A 20,102-nucleotide genomic window follows, 5' to 3' on the forward strand; every position below is an offset into this window, starting at 1 on the left:
TTTCTACTGTGTGACGGTGACGGGAGGTCCCGCACCCTGCGACTATGATACTTACGAACGTTCTGCGAAACCCGAGGCTAGGAGCGCCACAGTGAGCATGTTCTATCACAGCACGCGCGGCGGCGGCGATTCCGTAACAAGCAGGCAAGCAATACTCGCAGGCATCGCGCCCGACGGAGGGCTCTACGTCTCGGACCAGCTGGGCGCCTCCGAACTCGGCGTCGAGGGCCTCGAGGCCGCCGGCTACCACGACATCGCGCGCCGCGTCCTGGCCACGCTGCTGCCCGACTTCTCGCCGGACGAGCTCGACGATTGCGTGCGCGGCGCCTACGCCCAGAACTTCGACACGCCCCTCGTGACCCCCGTCACGTCGCTGGGCGACGACTGGCTCCTCGAGCTCTGGCACGGGCCCACCTGCGCCTTCAAGGACCTCGCCCTGCAGATGCTCCCCCGCCTCATGTCCCGCTCGCGCGAGGAAGACGGGCGCAGGATCATGATCGTGACCGCCACCTCGGGCGACACGGGCAAGGCGGCGCTGGCGGGCTTCGCCGGCGTCGAGGGCACGGGGGTCACGGTCTTCTACCCCGAGGGCAAGGTGTCCGACGCCCAGCGCCTGCAGATGGTGACGCAGCGCGGGGCCAACGTGGCCGTCTGCGGCATCAGGGGCACCTTCGACGACGCCCAAACCCAGGTCAAGCGCATCTTCGCGGACGAGGGCCTGAGGGGGCGCCTCGAGCGGGAGGGCGTGGTCCTCTCCAGCGCCAACTCCATCAACGTGGGACGGCTCGCCCCGCAGGTCGCCTACTACTTCAGCGCCTACGCGCAGCTTCTTGCGAGGGGCGCCATCCGCAAGGGGGACGAGCTCGACTTCGTCGTTCCCACCGGCAACTTCGGGGACGTCCTGGCGGGCTACTACGCCAAGCGCCTGGGGCTTCCCGTGGGCAGGCTCACCGTTGCCTCCAACAGCAACAGGGTCCTCTTCGACTTCCTCCGCACCGGCGTCTACGACCGCCGGCGCGACTTCGCCAAGACCATCTCGCCCTCCATGGACATCCTGGTCTCGTCCAACCTCGAGCGCATGCTCTACTACCTGACGGGGGGTGACGCCGAGCGCGTCGCCGCCCTCATGTCCCAGCTCCGTGACGAGGGGCACTACGAGGTCACGCCTGACGAGCTCGCGCGCCTGCGCTCCGACTTCGACTGCGGCTGGGCCACAGACGACCAGACCCGCGCCGCCATCCGCGCGGCCTGGGAGGCGGACGGCGTGCTCATCGACCCCCACACCGCCGTCGCCCGCCACGTCATGGGCCAAGGCGAGAGGGGCGGCAACGTGCGCGTGTGCCTCTCCACCGCGAATCCCTACAAGTTCTCGGCCGAGGTGCTGGGGGCGCTGGGACACGATGTGGAAGAGCTTGACGCCTTCGCCTGCATGGACCGGCTGCAGGAGCTCACGGGGACTGTGGCGCCGGCGCAGCTCTCGGCCCTGAGGGATGCCCCGGTGCTGCACGAGGACGTCTGCGACCAGGGCCAGATGACCAACTTCGTGGAAACCGCCTGCCAGAGGGTCTTCGCGTGAGCGCCACCCTCCCCCGTGGCGTGCGCGTCCGCGTGCCGGCCACCTCGGCCAACGTGGGCGTGGGCTACGACTGCCTGGGTCTGGCGCTGGACCTCATGGCCGAGTTCTGCTTCGAGCCGGCGGACGAGCTGGCCATAGACGGCTGCCCCGAGCGCTTCCGTGGCGAGGACAACCTCGCCTGGACCAGCTACCTCGAGGCCTGCCGCAGGCTCTACCAGCGTCCGCTCCCCCTGCACCTGCACATCGACTCCCCCATCCCGCTCTCGGGCGGGCTGGGCTCGAGCTCGACCTGCGTGGCGGCGGGGGTCGTGGCCGCACAGCTGCTCCATACGGGCGGGCTGGACCCGCAGGCAGCCCTGGACGTGGCCTGCGAGCTGGAGGGCCACCCGGACAACGTGGCCCCCGCGCTCTTGGGTGGGCTCGTGAGCTCGTTCGTGGACGGACGGAGCACGAGGTCGCTGCGCTTCGACGTGGCCGAGGGCCTGCGCTTCGTGGCCATCGCGCCGCCCTACGAGGTGCGCACCGCCGACGCCCGTCGCGTCATGCCCCAGAGCGTCCCCACCGAGGTCGCCGTGTGGCAGATCGGCCACTGCGTCGCCGCCGTGCACGCCCTTGCCACGGGAGACGCGGACCTGCTCTCAAGCGCCTGCCAGGACCGCCTGCACGAGCCCTACCGAAGCGCGCTCATCCCCGACTACGAGCCTCTGAGGCGCACGGCGCTCGCCGCGGGGGCGGCGGCCTTCACCATCAGCGGCTCGGGCTCGACGATGCTCGCCATCTGCGACGGGGACGAGCCGGCGGGACGCGTGCTCGCCGCCGTCGAGGGCATGGTGGAGAACCGCGTCAATGGGCTCTGGGTCCGCGTGCTCCCCGCTCGGAGCCACGGCGTGGAGTGGGAGCTGGCCTAGGCTGCCAGCGGAGGCCGCCCGTCGCTCTCGCCTTGCCCTGGTGCTTCACCCGTGGTGCGGCCGTGCGAATCCGTGGCGAATGGCGCGCGTCCCTGCTGCGTCCGACGCGTGCAACGCGCGCACAGGCTCGCAACCACAGCGTCCGACACGTCCCGCACCGGCACGAAAGCGTCCGATGCGTACGAGCGCTTCGCGACAACGCCCAACGCGCTTGAACTCGCGACCACAACGCCCGACGCGCTTGAACTCGCGACCACAACGCCCGACGCGCGCGAATATGAGACGACAACGCTCAACGCGTCTGACGACTCGATGTTTGCCCAGTTGGCGGAGACGAGAGAAACGCATTGGACGTTTTCGGCGATATTTCACGCGCACTGGACGTCGTCGATGGCCACACACACGCGTCGGACGCAATCGGCGGTTGCACGCGCGCGTTCGACGTTGTCGCGGTCCCGACACGCGCACGTTCGACTCTATCGGCGGTTGCACGCGCGCATTCGACGTTGTCGCGGCCCCGACGCACGCGTTGGACGTAGTAGCGGCGGGGATTCGCGCGTCGGACGTAGTCGCGCCCCCACCGCACCCGTACACGTGCGCATGCAACGCAAGCGAGCCGGGCCGCATCGCTGCGACCCGGCCCGAACCCCGCCGTAACATCCACGCGCAATCCACCCGCGTGCAAACGAGAGCGACTAACCCCCCAGATAGGCCCTCTTCACGTCGTCGTCGTGCAAGAGCGCGGCGCCCGTGCCGGTCTTGCTGATCGTGCCCGTCTCGAGCACGTAGCCGCGGTCGGCGATGGAGAGCGCCATCGAGGCGTTCTGCTCCACCAGGAGGATGGTGGTGCCCAGCTTGTTGAGCTCCTTGATGATGGAGAAGATCTCGTCCACCAGGATGGGGGCGAGGCCCATGGAGGGCTCGTCCAGCATGAGGAGGTCGGGCCTGCTCATGAGGGCGCGACCCATGGCGAGCATCTGCTGCTCGCCGCCGGACATGGTGCCCGCAGACTGCCCCACGCGCTCCCTCAGGCGCGGGAAGTGCTCATAGACGACCTCGAGGGTCTTGGCGTTCTCGTCGTCGCTCCTGGTGTAGCCGCCCATGTCGAGGTTCTCGGCCACGCTCATGCGCGTGAAGACGCGACGACCCTCGGGGCAGAGCGCCAGGCCCCTCTCCACGATCTTGTGGGGCTTCACGCCCACGATGCTCTGTCCCTTGAACTCCACCTCGCCGCCCACGGGCCTGAAGAGCCCCGCGATGCAGTTGAGCGTGGAGGACTTGCCCGCCCCGTTGGCGCCGATGAGGGTGACGATCTCGCCCTCCTCGATGTCGAACGAGATGCCCCTCACCGCCTTGATGGCGCCGTAGGAGACGTGCAGGTCGCGCACGGAAAGGATCTTGGACACCTACCTCACCCCCTGCTTGCCCAGGTACGCCTCGATGACCCTTGGGTCGTTCTGGATCTCGTCGGGCGTGCCCTTCGCGATGATCTTGCCGTAGTCCAGCACGCCCACGACCTCGCAGACGCCCATGACCAGGTTCATGTCATGCTCGATGAGCAGGATGGCGATCTGGAACTCGTCGCGGATGCGCTGGATGTTCTCCATGAGCTCTTCGGTCTCGTTGGGGTTCATGCCGGCCGCGGGCTCGTCCAGGAGCAGCACCTTGGGATGCGTGCCCAGGGCGCGCAGGATCTCGAGGCGACGCTGGGCCCCGTAGGGGAGGTTGCCCGCCTGGGTCTTGGCGAAGCCCTCCATGTCGAAGATGCGCAGCAGCTCCATGGCCTGGTCGTGGAACTCCGCCTCCTGCCGCCAGTGCTTGGGCAGGCGGAAGATGTCGTCCATCAGGTGCGTGGACATGGAGTTGCCCAGGCCCACCAGGACGTTCTCCTCGACGGTCATCTGGTTGAAGAGGCGGATGTTCTGGAAGGTGCGGGCGATGCCCATCTTGTTGACCTGCACCATGGACTTGCCCGCCGTGTCGTAGCCGTCGATGAGGACGGTGCCGCGGGTAGGCTGGTACACGTTGGTGAGCAGGTTGAAGATGGTCGTCTTGCCGGCGCCGTTGGGGCCGATGATGCCCGAGATCTCGGTCCGGCCCATGGCGATGTTGAAGTCGTCCACGGCGGTGAGGCCGCCGAAGTCGATGCCCAGGTGCTCGGCCTGGAGCACGGGGATCTTGCCCATGTCGCGCTCGGGGATGAGGTTGGGCGTCTCCATCTGGACGAGGACGGAGTGCCTGCGCTTGGAGTTCGTGCTAGGCATCGGCTCGCACCTCCCCTTCCTTCGCAGAGCCTGCCTTGGGCCTGACGCCGCGGATGCGGTCGATCCAGGAGGTCAGCGAGAAGTCGTAGGTTCCCAGGAGCCCCTGGGGACGGAAGATCATGGTGATGATGAGCACCACGGCATAGACCACCATGCGGTAGTCGGCGAAGGCGCGCAGGGCTTCGGGCAGGATGGTGAGCACGGTCGCCGAGATGACGGAGCCCAGCATGGAGCCCATGCCGCCGAGGACGACCATGACCAGCACCTCGATGGACTTCATGAAGCCGAACTTCGCGGGTGCCATGACGCCGATGCAGCCGGCGTAGAGCCCGCCCGCGATGCCGGCGAAGAAGGCCGAGACCACGAAGGCGAGGGTCTTGTAGTAGGTGGTGTGGACGCCGGAGGCCTCGGCCGCGATCTCGTTGTCGCGGATGGCGAGGATGGCGCGGCCGTGGCGCGACTTCATCATCGTGTGGATGAGGAAGAGCGAGACGGCGACCACCACGAAGGTGTTGAGGAAGCTCGTGTAGCTGGGGATGCCCGTGAGGCCCTTGGCGCCGCCCGTGAGGTCGAAGCCCAGGACGCCGTCGATGTTGAGCATGACCACGCGGATGATCTCGGCGAAGCCGAGGGTGATGATGGCGAGGTAGTCGCCCTTCAGGCGCAGGGCGGGGATGCCGATGATCACGCCGCAGACGGCGGCCACGATGCCGCCGAAGAGCAGGCCGCAGGCGAAGAGGGCCGTGGCGGCGGGGCTGCCCGTGACGAAGTCGCGCGCGCCCACGCCGAAGACGGGCTGCAGGCGCATGATGAAGATGGCGCAGGAGTAGCCTCCCACCGACATGAAGCCGGCGTGGCCCAGCGGCAGCTGGCCCAGGTAGCCCGTGGCGATGTTGAGCGAGACGGCCATGATGACGTAGATGCCGATCTGCTCCAGCACCGAGGTCTGGTAGCGGCTGATGGCACCGCCGTCGATGAGCAGCTCGCCCACGACGAGGAACGCGAGCACGAGGAGGGCGTTTATGGCGTAGCGCACGGGCATGGAGAGGGGCTTCTTCTCCCCCGCCCCACCGGCCACAGTGATGACCGGCTTGGAATCGGGAACTTCCTTGACCATGGGTCGACCCCCCTACACTTTCTCGCTCATGGTGTGACCGAGGATGCCCGTGGGCTTCACGATCAGCACGATGATCAGGAGCAGGAACACCACCGCGTCCTTCCAGACGGACAGGCCGATGGCCGAGACGAAGACCTCGGCGAAGCCGACGAGCAGGCCTCCGATGACGGCGCCCGGTATGGAGCCGATGCCACCGAGCACGGCGGCGACGAAGGCCTTGGTGCCCAGCATGACGCCCATGGTGGGCGTGGCCTGCGAGTACGCCATGGAGTAGAGGACCGCGCCTATGCCGGCGAGGGCGGAGCCCATGGCGAAGGTGAACGAGATGGTGGTGTTCACGTTGATGCCCATGAGGCGGGCGGCGCCCATGTCCTCGGACACGGCACGCATGGCCTTGCCGAGCTTGGTGCGCTGGACCAGGAAGGTGAGGATGGCGGTCGAGACCGCGGTCACCGCGATGGTGAGGAGCGCCGTGGGCGAGAGCTGCAGGCTGGCGACCTCGATCGTGCTGGAGTCGATGAAGGAGGGCACCACCTTGGCGTCGGCCCCGAACACCAGCTGGGCGCCGTTCTCGAGGAAGTACGAGACGCCGATGGCGGTGATCAGGATGGAGAGGCGCGGGGCGTTGCGCAGGGGCGCGTAGGCCACCTTGTCGATGAGCACGCCCAGGAGCGTGCAGCCCACGACCGAGAGCAGCACGGCCAGGACGGGGCTGAGCCCGAGCTGGGACATCACGATCCAGGATATGTACGCACCCACCATGATGATGTCGCCATGGGCGAAGTTGAGCAGCAGGATGATGCCATACACCATCGTGTAGCCCAGGGCGACGAGTGCGTAGATGCTGCCCAGCTGCAAGCCATTGAGCACCTGCGTCAAGAACGTCACGGCAAACACTTCCTCTCTCTTGCTCCTGGGCGCCACGGCCATGCGGGGCGGGCGCCTGGTTGTGGCCCCCAGTCTAGGGGAGAGGGGCCGTCGACCTCACGGCAGGGGCGCCGGGAGACAGGCCCCCAGCGCCCCGTGCGATTCTTTGGATGGTGCCTACTCAGCCTCGATGGTGTCGAAGACCTCCTGCTTACCGCCCTTGAAGGTGATGACCAGGGTCGGCTTGACCGGGTCGCCGCTGCCGTTGTACTTGATGGTGCCAGTCACGCCCTCGGCCTGGCCCTTGGCGATGGCGTCGATGACGGCCTGGCTGTACTCGTCGCTGCCGGCCTTCGCGCTGCCGGCCTCCTCCACCGTCTTGATGCCGTTGAGCAGGACCATGGCGGCGTCGTAGCCCAGGGCGCAAAAGTTGGTGGGCGCGCTCTTGTACTCGTCCTGGTAGGCCTTGATGAACTGCTGGACCTTCTCGTTCTGGTTCTCGCTGACGAAGGAGCAGTCGTAGAAGCAGCCCTCGAGGTCAGCCGCGGAGGCGTACTCCTCGCTGCCGCCCACGATGTTGGACCAGCCGTCGGCCCCCAGGAAGACGCCCTTGTAGCCGAGGGCGCGGGCCTGGGTGACAATCTTGCCGTCGTCCTGGTAGTAGTTGGGGGCCAGGATGGCGTCGGGGCTGGTGGCGATGATGGAGGTCAGCTGGGCGTTGAAGTCGACGTCGCCCGCGGCGTAGGCCTGCTGGGCCGTGACGGTGAGGCCCTTGGCCTGGGCCTCCTCGACGAAGGCGTTGTTCACGCCGACCTCGTAGTCGCCACCGGAGTTGTAGATGGTGCCGACCGTCTTGTATCCCTGCTCGGCAGCGAAGTCCGCCATGAGCTTGCCCTGGTAGGGGTCGGTGATGCAGGCGCGGAAGGCATTGGATCCATAGCTGATGAAGTCGGCCGCCGTGGCGGATGCAGACACCAGGGGCATGTTGTCGGTGACGGAAGCCTGCGCCACCGCGATGGAGGGCGTGGAGGTGACGTCACCGATGATGCCCACGACGCCGTCCTCGACCATCTTGTTGTACACGTTGACGGCCTCGGTGGCGTCGCCCTTCTCGTCCTGGGTGTTGAGCTCGACCTGCTTGCCGTTGATGCCGCCGGCCGCGTTGACCTGCTTGACGTAGAGCTCGGCACCCTGCCTCACGGCGAGGCCGTACTGGGCCACGTCGCCGGAGTACGGCCCCATCAGGCCGACCTTGATGATGGAGTCGTCCGAGCCGCCCTTCTTGGAGCCACAGGCCGCAAGGATGGAAGCACCACCCAGTCCTGCAGCAGTCGCGCCAGAGAGCTTGACGAAGTCGCGCCTGGAAAAGTTCGTTGCCATGCTTCCTCCCTTGAAGATGGTCGTGTTGGCTGACAAGGCTACTGTAGGCGGACGGGTCGCAATCGCCCTCGGGGAAGTTCAAGGTTTTTATTTCTGTAACACGGGCTTCGCGCGCACGTAACGCGCCGGGCGGGCCCGGGGCGGGACGGGCCGCCAGGCGCGCCTAGGCTCGGGACGGATGCCGGCGGCACCAGAGGGCCAGGCAAGCCAAGGCGAAGCAGGCACCGCAGAAGTCGATGAGGACGTCGCGCGGCTGGCCCGCGCGTCCGGGCACGAAGCGCTGGATCGTCTCGTCCGCCACGGCCACTGCCAGCGGGTACAGCGCCGGGACGAGCCGCAGGCGCCGCGTCCTCGCGCTCGGGAGGGCGTCGAGGGCGCGGCGGGCGAGAAGGGCCAGGACCGCGTACTCGCCGAAGTGGGCGCACTTGCGCACCATGAAGGTCACCGCGTTGGCGTCGGTGATGCCGAGGGTATGGAGGAAGGGCGCCAGGAGGCTTGCCACGAGCCCGCTCTGGGCCGAGGACGCGGGCCCCGCCACGAGCGAGTTGCCCCAGATGAAGGCCGTCCAGAGGAGGACGGCGGCCACGCGGGGCGCGAGCCGGGGCTCGCGGCGACGGGCCTCCCTGAAATCGGGCACCGACTAGGCCTCGTTGGCGGCGAGCGCCGGGGCGAGGTGGCGAGGCGCGTGGGCCGATGCCCTCTCCTGGGCGTGGGGGCGCGCGGAGCGGCCGCGGAGCTTGCCCGTGGACCTGAGCTCCTGGCTGCCACCCTCGATGACCTTGAGGTAGTTCCTCGAGCTCGCGCGCGCCGACTCGGAGGAGTTCTGCGAGAACTCCTGGTCGAGGAGGTAGTCGACGTAGGTCTCGGTGTCTACGACCTCGGGATGTCCCGCCGGGGCCCTGAAGGGAATGAAGCTCGTGGGGTTCTCGAGGCCCTCGGGCTCGTCGATGGTCTCGGTGCCGCCGATGGCGTCGCCGAAGCTCGGGAGGGGTGCCACGGCCGCCACGGGCACGGACGCGATCTGGTCGATCCTCTCGCCCATGGCCTTGAGCGCCTGTTCCCAGATGTCGTCGTCGAGCTCGCGGGCGCTGCGCTGCTCGGGGTAGGCTCCCTGGTCGACCTCGGCGACGCTGTGCGCGATCCGCGCGGCGCGCGAGGGCGTGGGGGGCGCCGCCTTGCGGGAGGCACCCCGGCCCATCCAGCTGGGCACGGAGGGCAACGGGTCGTCGTCGGAGGGCTGGGCGTCCGTGCCGCCGCGCCTGGCAGTGTCCTGCACGCCCACGAGGCGCACGGAGTCTCCCATGCGCGCGTTCCACCAACCGGTCCCCACGTCTCCCACGGAGCCGTCGGCGCGCTCGATCACGGGAAGGCCCTCGAAGCGGTCCCCTCCCAGACGCTCGGAGAGCACCTCGCGGACGCCGCGGGCGCGCTGGGCCATGCGCTCGGCGAAGCTCGCGCGGCGGACGTAGTTCTCCGCGACCTGCGTGTAGTCGGTGGCGACGTGCGCGGGACCGGACATGAAGGCGTTCCAAGCCTCCTCGTCTACCTCGGAGCGCTCGGCGTCGCGGCGGGCGGCGGCCCTGCAGGGCTCCTCGGGCTCCTCGGGCTCTTCGGGCCCCTCGGCGGCATGGGCAGCCGCCACGCCCTGGCCCTGTCCGGCCCTGCGGAAGTGCTTTCCGCGCGGGAGGTCGTCCCCCTCCCCCGCGTCGTCCGACGCCGCGACATGATCCGAGACGGGAGCGGGCGCGGGCTTGGCGATGACGGGCGCCGCCTGCTCGGAAGGTCTCGCGTCGCCCGTGCGCGGCTCGGGCTGGGTGGCGCGGACGGGCGCCCTGCGCGCGACCTCCCCCTCGGCCTGCCTGGCGAGCATGCGATGCAGGATGACGGCGCTCGTCCCCGCGGCGGCGGACGCCCCCACCACGACGCCGAGGCCAAACTGCACGACGAAGCCCAGGGTGGACTCAGGCGAGAGGAACGCCAGGTCCGACTGCGCGCTGGCCGCGAGGGCGAGGCTGGGGGCGGAGCCCATCGCCACTCCCATCAGACCTGCCACGATGGCCGGACAACGTCCCTCTCGACACATGCGGATGCACCTCCCATGCGGGCTCGGGCGCCCATGGACGGGAACGCGTGGCGGAGCAGGAGAGGCAGGCTTGGTCCAGCATCCAGGGGCTGCTGGCTCGAACAACGGCTTGCTTCGTCTGATCTTCGTGTACCGTCGTGATGTGGACGCCCAGGACCCAAAGCTCCCAGACTGTCTAGATAATACCTATATTCGTGAGTAGTTCAAGCTCAGACCGCATATTGGGGGTGCGAGAGATGAATGACGTCGCAGTGGTGACGGGTGCGAGCTCTGGCGTGGGTCGCGAGTTCGTGCGCCAGCTCGACGCGGGCGCGGGAGGGCCCCTCGACCAGATCTGGCTCGTCGCGCGCAGGAGGGACGTCTTGGACGAGGTCGCCGCCGGCTGCTCCACGCCCACCCGCGTGCTCGCGCTGGACCTCACGCGCCGCGAGGACCTGGACGAGCTCGCCGCAGCCTTAGACGGCGAGGAGGCCCTCAGGCTGCAGTGGCTCGTCAACTGCGCGGGCTTCGGGAAGTTCGGCGACTTCGCGGCGCGCCCGCTCGGAGAGGCGCGCGACATGCTGCTCCTCAACTGCCTGGCACCCCTGGAGTGCAGCTACCACGCCCTGCCCCACATGGTCGCCGGCTCGCGCATCGTCAACCTCTCGTCCATCGCGGGAGTCATCCCCCAACCCGGACTCAGCGTCTACTCGGCCACTAAGTCCTTCGTGCTGGAGCTCTCGCGCACCCTCGACCACGAGTTGGAGGGGACGGGCATCCACGTGACGGCCGTCTGCCCCAAGTTCATGCGCACCGGCTTCTTGGACGAGCCGGGGGACGCCGGCGTGGCGCGCGGCATGACGCGGATCGGCTTCGAGGACGTGGATAGGGTCGTGAGGCGCGCGATCGCCGGCGCGATTGCGGGGCGACAGGTTGTCATCCCCTCCTGGGACATGCGTGCGGCGGCCCTCACGGCAAGGCTCCTTCCCGCCCGGGCCGTCATGCGAGCCGAGGGGTGGCTGCTGCGGGAGGGATAGCGCCTCTCGCCTGGAGGCACGACGTCTCGCGCGCTGGCACGAGATTTCACACGCTGATTCATCGCCTCACGCACGCTGGCACGAGAACGGCTCCGCAGAAATAGAAATTCTGCGGAGCCATTTTCTGCGACCTGCGCCTTTGCGAGGGCGCTCGGCAAGATTTCAATTTTTGCGGAACGGTGCCGCCCCACCCACCCCTACAGGTAGTCTGCCTGCTGGGCCTTCTTTGCCGAACGGATGAGGAACTCCTCGTTGTCGTTGGTCGCCTTGAGGCCCTTGACCAGGGCGGAGGCGGCGCGCTCGGTGCTGTTCATGTTGGCGAGGACGCGCCTGATGCCCCACACGAAGGGCTGGAGCTCCGCGTCTATCAGCAGGTCCTCGTTGCGCGTGCCGGACGAGACCGGGTCGATGGCCGGGAAGATGCGCTTGTCGGCCAGGTCGCGGTCGAGCTTGAGCTCCATGTTGCCGGTGCCCTTGAACTCCTCGAAGATGACCTCGTCCATCTTGGAGCCGGTGTCCACGAGGGCGGACGCGAGGATGGTCAGCGAGCCGCCGTTCTCGATGTTGCGGGCGGCGCCCAGGAACTTCTTGGGCGGGTACAGGGCCGCGGAGTCCACGCCACCCGAGAGGATGCGGCCGCTGGCAGGCTGCGCCAGGTTGTAGGCGCGTGCCAGGCGGGTGATGGAGTCGAGGACCACCACGACGTCCTCGCCCAGCTCGACGAGGCGCTTGGCGTGCTCGATCACGAGCTCGGCCACGGCAGTGTGGTTGTCTGCCGGCATGTCGAAGGTCGACGCGACGACGGTGCCCCTGATGGAGCGCTCCATGTCGGTGACCTCCTCGGGGCGTTCGTCCACCAGGAGGCAGAAGAGGTGCACCTCGGGGTTGTTGGCGGCGATGGACTGGCACACGCGCTTGAGGACCGTGGTCTTGCCGGCCTTGGGCGGGGACACGATGAGCCCGCGCTGGCCCTTGCCGATGGGTGCCACGAGGTCGATGGCACGCCCCGTGATGGACTCCCTGCCATGCTCCATGACCAGGCGCTGGTTGGGATAGATGGGCGTGAGGTCGCGGAAGCGGGGGCGGTTGCGCATCTCCTCGGGAGGGCGCCCGTTGACGCTCTGGACCCTGTGGAGGGGCGGGAACTTGCTGTTGTTGTTGCGGGCGGGAGCCACCGAGCCGGTCACGTAGTCGCCAGGACGCAGGCCGTACTGGCGGATGAGCTGCTGGTAGACGAAGGCGTCATCGTCGCCGGACATGTAGTTGCCCGTGCGGATGAAGCCGTAGCCCTCGTTCTGTATCTCGAGCACGCCCTCGACGGAGCGGAAGCCCTCCTGGCGCGCCGCGGCGAGGTAGACCGCCTCGGCGAGGTCCTTCTTGCGGACGCCCACGTACTCGACGCCGAGCTCCGCCGCCTTGGAGCGCAGCTCGGCGACCTTCATCGCGGCCACGTCGTCGCGCGAGAGGCTGGGCTCCACCGACTGCTCCTGACGGCGGTTGCGGCGCTTCTGGTTGTTGCGACCGTTGCGCCCGGAGTTGCTGTTCCATCCCTGCTGGCCGCGGTCGCGCTGGCCGGGCTGCTGGAAGTCCCCCTGGTCCTTCTTGCTGCGACGGCGGCGGCGGGGCTCGCGCTCGCCCTCCTCGCGCTGGTCGCCGGCGTCGTGGCGGACCTGCTCGTGCTGCCTTGCGCCGGCGTCTGCCTGGGCGGCGTCAGCCTGGGCGATGGTCGTGGCGGGCGCGGGCAGGAGCTCCCCCGTGGCGACGGTCGCCTCCTGGGTGACGCGGGTCATGGCGCCCACGTCGAGCGTGGTCTGCTCGCCCGCGGGACGCACGTGTCCGGCAGCCGTCGCGTCTCCGGGCTGGGCTACGTCCGTGGCCTGGTCGTCCTCGCGCTTCTTGCGGGGACGACCAGGACGGCGGCGAGGCTTCTCCGCCGCCTCGGCGGCAGCGGCGTCGGGCGAGGGGGACGCCTGCTGGCCCGCAGCCGTCGCGGCCTGCTGGACTGTGTCCACGGTCTCGCCGGGCTCAGCCTCGGCCTTCTTAGGCCTCCTGCCGCGCCTGGGCTTGGGAGCGGCTGGCGCCTCCCCGGCCGTACCATCCTTCGAGGCGTCGGCCGTCGCCTCTGGTGACGCCTCGTCCGCCTTCGTGCTGCGCCGGCGGCGCCGGGGCTTGGGGGCCTCCTCCACCTGGGACTCCTCGCGCCTCTCGCCAGTCTGTTCTTGGGTCTCTTCCGCCATCAAGGCTGCCTTTCCGTCTGGGGCCGCCCTGCGGCCCACGGGCACGGACGGCCGCCCCTTGGCAGCCGGCTGCGTGCAGACATCGTATATGCGATTGCATTGTGCTTGGTTTTGAGTGGGATTGTTCACCTGCGGCAAACGTCGTTCGCTCGCCGGACAGCTGCACTATAGCATGACTGCGGCGCAAGTCAGGCAACATCAATGAAATGCGGGGTTTTTGCTTGCCTGGGCGTCATCTCTTCCCATAAGAAGACAGCCGGGGCACCTCTGCCGCCGGCTGTCGCCGCAAATCGCATGCCTGTGGGAATCCTGCGCCCGTGGCCTACTTGGAAGCGCGCGGGCGACGATGCACGACGAGGCGCTCGATTTGGCCGTTCAGCGCGTCGGCACGCTCCCAACCCTCGTCGGTGAGGACCACGGGAGAGGTGCGCCCGGTCTCGCCCTCCTCGTCCTCCTCGCGCCTGACAAGACCTTCCTCGACCAGGGCGGCCACGGACATCGACACGGTGGGCTGCAGCAGTCCGAGTATCTCCACCAGGCGGGAGATGCTCACGGGCTCGCCCTTGGCGGAATAGAGGCCCAGCAGCGTGAGATCGCCCGCCATGCAGGTGAGCGACCCCATCGTGTCAACGTAGCGGCAGACGCGGGCGGCCGACGTGCGCGAGAGCGACTGCCCGTTGGGGATGGCCTCACGGCAGGCGGCGCAGAGGTCCTCCACGTACTGGCGGCCCTCGTCTGTGATGGAGCAGATCACGTTGCGGCGGTCGACCCCGCCCTTCTCGCGCGCGAGGAAGCCCAGCGCGGCAAGGTGCTTGGTGCGGTGGGTCATGGTGGGCCGCAGCGAGCCCTGGTACTCGGCGATGTCCGACGTCCTCAGGCTCTGTCCCTCGACAGAGAGCCTGCAGAGGATGGCGAACTCCGCGAAGGAGAGCCTCCGGGCTGACTCGACGTCCTGACGGACCAGATTGTAGGCACGTCGAATCGACAGGTACTCACGTAGGACCATAGCGCGCCCGCACCTCCCCCTTGCAAAGGTGCCCCGTCACAGAGTCGCGACGGGGCACCGCTAGCACCAACGTCCCTGACAAGTCTAGTTCAAACGCAAGGGACGGGGGTCCATATACGATAAAATGTTTATGAGCCTGAAATCATGGTCGACTTTGGCCCCTACATCACGTCGGGAGCAGACACGCCGATGAGCCCGAGGGCGACCTCGAGGTTCACGCGGACGGCGTCGCAGGCGACCAGGCGTGCGCGCGAGAGCTCCGCGTCCACCGGACGCCCCTCGCTGGGAAGCACCTGGCAGTTGGCATAGAAGCCATGGTAGCAGCTGGCGAGCTCCTCGCAGAAGTGCGTGATGCGGAAGGGCGCGCGGTCGCGGGCGCAGCTGGCGATGAGCTCCGGGAACTCGGAGATCTTGCGGGCGAGCGCGGCCTCGGTCGGGTCGGTCAGGAGAGAGAGGTCATAGCCCTCGCCGATGGCGCGGCGGGCGACCTCGTCCATGCCCAGCTCCCTGGCCTCGTCCTCGCTGACGCCGGCGGCCTTGCGCAGGATGGAGCAGATGCGGGCGTGCGCGTACTGCACGTAGAAGACGGGGTTGGCGTTGGTCTTCTGCTTCACGGCCTCGATGTCGAAGTCGATGGTCTGGTTGGAGGACTTGGAGACCAGGGTGTAGCGGGTGGCGTCGACGCCGACCTCGTCGATGAGCTCCTGGAAGGTGACCATGGTGCCGCGGCGCTTGGACATGCGAACGGGTTCGCCGTCGCGCAGCAGGTTGACGAACTGGCCCAGGTCGACCTCGAACTGGCCGGGATAGCCCAGGGCGTCGCAGACGTTGGTGACGCGGGCGATGTAGCCGTGGTGGTCGGCGCCCCAGAGGTCGATGGAGTAGTCGTCGCGCTGGAACTTGTTCCAGTGGTAGGCGACGTCCGAGGCGAAGTAGGTGTACTCGCCGTTGCTCTTGATCAGGACGCGGTCCTTGTCGTCGCCAAAGGTGGTCGAGCGGAACCACAGGGCCCCGTCGTCGGTCTTGTAGAGGTGACCCATGGCCTCGAGCTTGGCGAAGGCGCGGTCGACCTGGGAGGTGCCGCTCTCGTCCTTGGCATAGAGGGAGCGCTCGGAGAACCAAACGTCGAAGGGGCAGCGAACCTCGTCGCAGGTGCTCTTGATCCTGCCGAGCATGGCCTGGTAGGCGCGCTCGCGGAACTCGTCGGCGCGCTCCTGCTCGTCGGCGTCGACCCACTTGTCGCCGTCGGCGTCGAAGAACTCGCGGGCGATCTCGATGATGTAGTCGCCGCCGTAGGAGTTGCCGCCCAGGGCCTCGTTGAAGCCGTCCATGAAGGGGTGCTGCTCGGGATGCTCGTCGCCCTCGTCCTCGACGTAGCGCTCGCGGTCGGCGAGGAGCGCCTCCATGGCCTCCTGGCTGCCCACGCCCTGCTCGCGCATGACTTGGCAGAGCTGGAGGTAGCGCATGACGACCGAGCCGCCGAAGACGTCCATCTGGGAGCCGTGGTCGTTGATGTAGTACTCGCGGTCGACCTGAAAGTTGGCGTGCTCGAAGACGTTGCACATGGAGTCGCCGAGGGCCGCCCAGCGGCCGTGGCCCACGTGCAGGGGACCGGTGGGGTTGGCCGAGATGAACTCGTAGTTCATCTTGAGGCCGTCACCCACGTTGCACTTGCCCCAGTCGCCGCCGGCCTTGCGGACGCTGTCGAAGACCTCGTTGTTGGTGGCGGCGTTGAGGTAGAAGTTGATGAAGCCAGGGCCTGCGACCTCGACCTTGGCGATGGCGGGGTCCTGGGGCATGGCGTCCACGATGGCCTGGGCGATCTTCGCGGGGGCCATGTGGGCGAGGCGCGCGGAGCGCATGGCGACGGTGGACGTCCAGTCGCCGTTCGAGGAGTCAGCAGGTCGCTCCATGCCGCAATCCTCCACCTCGAACTCCGGCAGGTTGCCAGCCGCCTGGGCGGCTGCGATCGCTTGCTTGACAAGCTCCTCGATAGACTCGGGCATGCGCTACTCCTTCTTCGGCCTTGTACCACGACTGATATGCGGACACAGTTATCTGGTGAGTCTAGCAGAGCGGGGCCCCGCAGGACCCCGCTCCACAAAATAGCGTCAACGACGTGCCCTTTAGCCCCGACGTCGAACGAGCCTGAGGTTCAGCCTTTGGCCCCGACGTCGAACGAGCCTGAGGTTCAGCCTTTGGCCCCGGAAGAGGAGGGCGAGAGGGGACGCGCGTCCCCCGCAGGCACCGCGGCGCGCGGCCTACTTGCGCCCCGAGTCCATGAGCTCGCGGGTGGCCAGCTCGCGGCGGAGCCTCGCCAGGCCGAGCTCCAGGCCCACCGGGTACCCCTGGGGGTTGAGGAAGCGCCTCACCGCGGGGTCCAGGCGCATGAGCGCCTCGCGACAGCGGGCCTTGGCCTCCTCGATGCCCTCGCTGGCGGGCAGGGGCTCGCCGCCGTCCACGAGCTGCACCAGGAGCTCGCGCGACTCGAGGCCCGAGAGGTCGTAGGAGGCGAGGTCGTCCAGGACGTCCACCATCTGCGTCCCAGGGTCGCCCTGCGCGGACTCGTCGCAGATCATGTCGCCCACGGGGCAGCCCGAGGCGTCGAAGAAGCGGCGGACGGACTGCACGCCGGGGATGGTGCGCTTGTAGGCCATCTCGGACAGCTTGATGACCGGCTCCCAGGGGTCGCCCGCGGTCGGGCGCGTGGCGGACAGCTTGTAGACGCCGCCGAGCGAGGGCTGCGGGTCGCAGGTGGCGAGCTTGGTGCCCACGCCGAAGGAGTCGATGGGGGCTCCCTGGGCGAAGAGCGACTGGATGGTGTACTCGTCGAGGTCGTTGGAGACCGAGATCCTCACGTAGTCCAGCCCCTCGGCGTCGAAGGCTCCGCGGGCCTCCTTGCTGAGCTTGGCCAGGTCGCCGGAGTCGATGCGCACGGCCGCGAGCCTCTCGCCCGCCGCCTCCATCTCCTTCGCGACGACGATGGCGTTTCTTATGCCCTGGTGGACGTCATAGGTGTCGAGGAGGAGCACGCAGTTCTTGGGGCTCGACTTGGCGAAGGCACGGAAGGCGTCGAGCTCGTTGGGGAAGGCCATGACCCAGGAGTGGGCGTGCGTGCCGAAGACGGGGATGCCGTAGACCTTGCCCGCCAGCACGTTGGAGGTCGAGCCGGCGCCGCCGATGTAGGAGGCGCGAGCCACGGCCAGCCCGCCGTCGGGACCCTGCGCGCGGCGCAGGCCGAAGTCAGAGACCGGATGGCCCTCCGCCGCGTGCACCACGCGCGCGGCCTTGGTGGCCACGAGGGTCTGGAAGTTGACCAGGTTGAGAAGGGCGGTCTCGAGCAGCTGGCAGTCGATGATGGGGCCCTGGACGCGGACCATGGGCTCGCGGGGGAAGACCAGGTCGCCCTCGGGGACAGCCCAAACCGAGACGCGCATGCGGAAGTCGCGCAGGTAGTCGAGGAAGCCCCGCTTGAACATGGGGCCGCCGCCGGGCGCCTGGACGCCGGCGAGGTACGAAACCGCGTCCTCGTCGAAGCGGAAGTTGCGCACGAGGTCCGCGATCTGCCCCATGCCGCAGGCCACGGCGAAGCCGCCGTCGAAGGGGTTCTCGCGGAAGAAGACGTTGAAGCAGCCCTCCGCGTCCATGAGGCCGGACTCCCAGAACCCCTGGGCCATGGTCAGCTCGTAGAGGTCGGTGTTCAGCGAGACGTCGGTGGGCTTGGTGCAGTCGGTCAGGGCCATGGGTGGAATCCCCTCTGCTCGCACGCGACGCGGCCCCGCTGCGGGGCCGCTGCTCCTGTGTTCGTCCCAGCGTAGCACGAGTGGCGCGGCTGGGGTCGCGCCGGCGATCGCGCGCCTCGACCTCGCCCGACCCCCAGCCGGATGCCCTACCTGGCCCCGCCCAGCAGCATGGACAGGACGATGGCCAGCACCAGGCAGGCCAGGCCCATGAGCACGTACCTCTGCGCCTTGGGCATGCTCAGGTCGTCACCGGGCTCCATGGCGCGGGCGTTGCGCTCGCGCAGCTCACGGGCATGCTCGTCCTTCGCCGCCTCGCGTTCGGCTCGCTCGCGCTGGGCCTTGAGCCGCTCCAGCTCCTCGCGCTCCCTCTTGGCCTGCTCCTCCGCCTGCCTGCGGTCGCGCTCCGCCCGAAGCTCCTCGAGCTCGGCGCGCTCCTCGGCAGAGAGGTCCCCGTTCTGCTCTGGCATCTCTTCTCCCTCGTCCCGTGCGAGACGGCCCGGGCCGCGCCCGCCGTCGCGTGACATTATCCGCGAAGCGGGGCCGCAGCGGCGCGAGAACAGCCAGTCGTGGCCTGCTCGAGGGCGGCCGCGCGCCTCTCCCCTAGCCGAGCTCGGGACCACGGACCCCCGTCGCGTCGAAGCCAGGGACGAAGCTCTCTGAGACCGTACCGCCCTGCTGCCACCACAGGCACTCGAAGCCCAGCTCGTCGGCATGGTCGAGGACCGCCTCGTACTCGTCGTCGCCAAGCGAGCGGGCCAGGTCGCCCCCCATGCTGCGGCAGCACTCGTTGGGCGTGTACTGGTTCATCACGCTGAGGTCGACCTCGTTTCCACAGGCCTGCCACACGCGGTCGAGCACGGCGAGCGAGTCGTCGACGTGCCCGGGCATGACCAGGTGGCGCACCACGATGCCACGGAGCATGCGACCGTCGGGGCCCTCCGCCCGCCCGCCGTGCGCACGGAGGGAGCGAAGCATCGCCTCGAGCGCCGACAGGGCGACCTCGGGGTAGTCCGGCGCGCCCGAGAGCGAGCGCGCGAGCTCGGACGAGGCGTACTTGAAGTCGGTAAGCCACACGTCCACGACGTCCGACATGCCCTCGACGACGGAGGCGAGCTCGTAGCCGCTGGTGTTGCACACGACGGGCAGCGCCATGCCGGCCGCGCGGGCCAGACCCACCGCCTCCCTGACCTGCGGCGCGAAGTGCAGGGGGGTCACGAGGTTGACGTTGAGCGCGCCCTGCGCCTGGAGCTCGAGCATCATCTGGGCGAGGCGTGGCGTCGTGACCTCGAGGCCGAAGCCCTCCTGGGATATCTGGTGGTTCTGGCAGAAGACGCAGCGGAGGGGGCAGCCGGTGAAGAAGATGGCGCCGGAGCCCGCCTCGCCTGATATGGGGGGCTCCTCCCAAAAGTGGAGCGCCGAACGGGCGACGCGCAGGGTGGAACTGGCGCCGCAGAAGCCCGGCCTGCCTGCCGCGCGGGAGGCGTGGCAGCGACGGGGGCAGAGCTCGCAGCTCGCATATGCTTCGGACGAGAGTTCCATGGACGTCCTTCCTGGCGGCGCTCCTGTTGGACGGGGCCGTTGCCGGTTGCGGCACGGGGGCGACGACGGCGCGGCGACGCCAGAGACTCTATCACTGCCGGACGGACGCCACGGAGCCGTCACGCGCCCATCCGCGCGCTTGTGAGCCTCGCCGGGCGGCCGAGAACGCACGCCACTCTCGCCTGCCACGCGCGAACGCACGACCAACATCATTCCGCACGTCGCTGCGCACAGCGATTTCATCGAGCACGTCGTTGATTCTGCACGTCGTTGCGCACGGCGATTTCAGCGAGCACGCATGAACGCACGGCCATTTCATCGAGCACGTCGTTGATTCTGCACGTCGTTGCGCACAGCGATTTCAGC

The 20,102-nt window shown here is 68.5% G+C and carries 16 protein-coding genes; 3 read left to right on the forward strand and 13 right to left on the reverse strand.

The features are described from left to right. The first annotated feature begins 97 nt into the window (after positions 1–97). Both thrC and thrB read left to right on the forward strand, forming a co-directional pair. Positions 98–1,576 carry a threonine synthase gene (gene thrC / locus HMPREF1008_RS08665; protein WP_198003199.1) on the forward strand — a complete coding sequence of 493 codons (1,479 nt, stop codon included), beginning with the start codon at positions 98–100 and terminating at the stop codon, positions 1,574–1,576. Then, a complete protein-coding gene (thrB, locus tag HMPREF1008_RS08670; protein ID WP_009279487.1) occupies positions 1,573–2,484 on the forward strand; it encodes a homoserine kinase in 912 nt (303 codons plus the stop codon). Before thrC ends, thrB begins: the two co-directional genes overlap by 4 nt. A gap of 695 nt (positions 2,485–3,179) precedes the next feature. On the opposite strand, the gene HMPREF1008_RS08675 is transcribed toward thrB, so the two are convergent. The 7 genes from HMPREF1008_RS08675 to HMPREF1008_RS10010 form a co-directional block, all read right to left on the reverse strand. Then, a complete protein-coding gene (locus HMPREF1008_RS08675; RefSeq protein WP_009279489.1) occupies positions 3,180–3,890 on the reverse strand; it encodes an ABC transporter ATP-binding protein in 711 nt (236 codons plus the stop codon). After that, complete coding sequence (locus HMPREF1008_RS08680) at positions 3,891–4,748, reverse strand: ABC transporter ATP-binding protein (protein WP_009279490.1); 858 nt, start codon at positions 4,746–4,748, stop codon at positions 3,891–3,893. Continuing rightward, positions 4,741–5,865: a branched-chain amino acid ABC transporter permease gene (locus HMPREF1008_RS08685; protein WP_009279491.1), complete on the reverse strand. Its 1,125-nt coding sequence runs from the start codon at positions 5,863–5,865 to the stop codon at positions 4,741–4,743. Before HMPREF1008_RS08685 ends, HMPREF1008_RS08680 begins: the two co-directional genes overlap by 8 nt. Positions 5,866–5,877: 12 nt before the next feature. Then, the gene (locus HMPREF1008_RS08690) at positions 5,878–6,795 is read right to left on the reverse strand and encodes a branched-chain amino acid ABC transporter permease (protein WP_009279492.1); all 918 of its coding nucleotides are present in this window, start codon (positions 6,793–6,795) and stop codon (positions 5,878–5,880) included. Between the two features lie 114 nt (positions 6,796–6,909). Beyond that, positions 6,910–8,112, reverse strand: a complete 1,203-nt coding sequence (locus HMPREF1008_RS08695; protein WP_009279493.1) for an ABC transporter substrate-binding protein — start codon at positions 8,110–8,112, stop codon at positions 6,910–6,912. A 163-nt stretch (positions 8,113–8,275) separates the two neighbouring features. After that, positions 8,276–8,749 carry a VanZ family protein gene (locus HMPREF1008_RS08700; RefSeq protein WP_009279494.1) on the reverse strand — a complete coding sequence of 158 codons (474 nt, stop codon included), beginning with the start codon at positions 8,747–8,749 and terminating at the stop codon, positions 8,276–8,278. Positions 8,750–8,752: 3 nt separating this feature from the next. Next, a complete protein-coding gene (locus HMPREF1008_RS10010) occupies positions 8,753–10,165 on the reverse strand; it encodes a hypothetical protein (RefSeq protein ID WP_156797631.1) in 1,413 nt (470 codons plus the stop codon). A 266-nt stretch (positions 10,166–10,431) separates the two neighbouring features. Here HMPREF1008_RS10010 and HMPREF1008_RS08710 point away from each other — a divergent pair, with 266 nt between their 5' ends. Next, entirely contained in the window at positions 10,432–11,211 is a 780-nt protein-coding gene (locus tag HMPREF1008_RS08710) for an SDR family oxidoreductase (protein WP_009279496.1), read from the forward strand. A 197-nt stretch (positions 11,212–11,408) separates the two neighbouring features. Here the strand turns inward: HMPREF1008_RS08710 and rho are convergent, their stop codons facing one another. The 6 genes from rho to HMPREF1008_RS08740 all read right to left on the reverse strand — a co-directional run bounded on the left by rho (position 11,409) and on the right by HMPREF1008_RS08740 (position 19,736). Continuing rightward, positions 11,409–13,448, reverse strand: coding sequence for a transcription termination factor Rho (gene rho / locus HMPREF1008_RS10310; protein WP_083823517.1), 2,040 nt, complete (start codon positions 13,446–13,448; stop codon positions 11,409–11,411). 322 nt (positions 13,449–13,770) lie between these two features. Next, positions 13,771–14,454, reverse strand: a complete 684-nt coding sequence (locus HMPREF1008_RS08720; protein ID WP_009279498.1) for a MarR family transcriptional regulator — start codon at positions 14,452–14,454, stop codon at positions 13,771–13,773. A gap of 161 nt (positions 14,455–14,615) precedes the next feature. Beyond that, positions 14,616–16,460, reverse strand: coding sequence for an arginine--tRNA ligase (gene argS, locus HMPREF1008_RS08725; RefSeq protein WP_009279499.1), 1,845 nt, complete (start codon positions 16,458–16,460; stop codon positions 14,616–14,618). Positions 16,461–16,715: 255 nt separating this feature from the next. Continuing rightward, positions 16,716–18,197: a nicotinate phosphoribosyltransferase gene (locus HMPREF1008_RS08730; protein WP_009279500.1), complete on the reverse strand. Its 1,482-nt coding sequence runs from the start codon at positions 18,195–18,197 to the stop codon at positions 16,716–16,718. Positions 18,198–18,343: 146 nt separating this feature from the next. Beyond that, positions 18,344–18,664, reverse strand: a complete 321-nt coding sequence (locus HMPREF1008_RS08735; protein WP_009279501.1) for a hypothetical protein — start codon at positions 18,662–18,664, stop codon at positions 18,344–18,346. Positions 18,665–18,797: 133 nt separating this feature from the next. Beyond that, complete coding sequence (locus HMPREF1008_RS08740; protein ID WP_009279502.1) at positions 18,798–19,736, reverse strand: radical SAM protein; 939 nt, start codon at positions 19,734–19,736, stop codon at positions 18,798–18,800. Positions 19,737–20,102 lie beyond the last annotated feature (366 nt).

This window comes from Olsenella sp. oral taxon 809 str. F0356, from assembly GCF_000233535.1.
In the GTDB taxonomy this organism is placed as follows: Bacteria; Actinomycetota; Coriobacteriia; order Coriobacteriales; family Atopobiaceae; genus Olsenella_I; species Olsenella_I phocaeensis.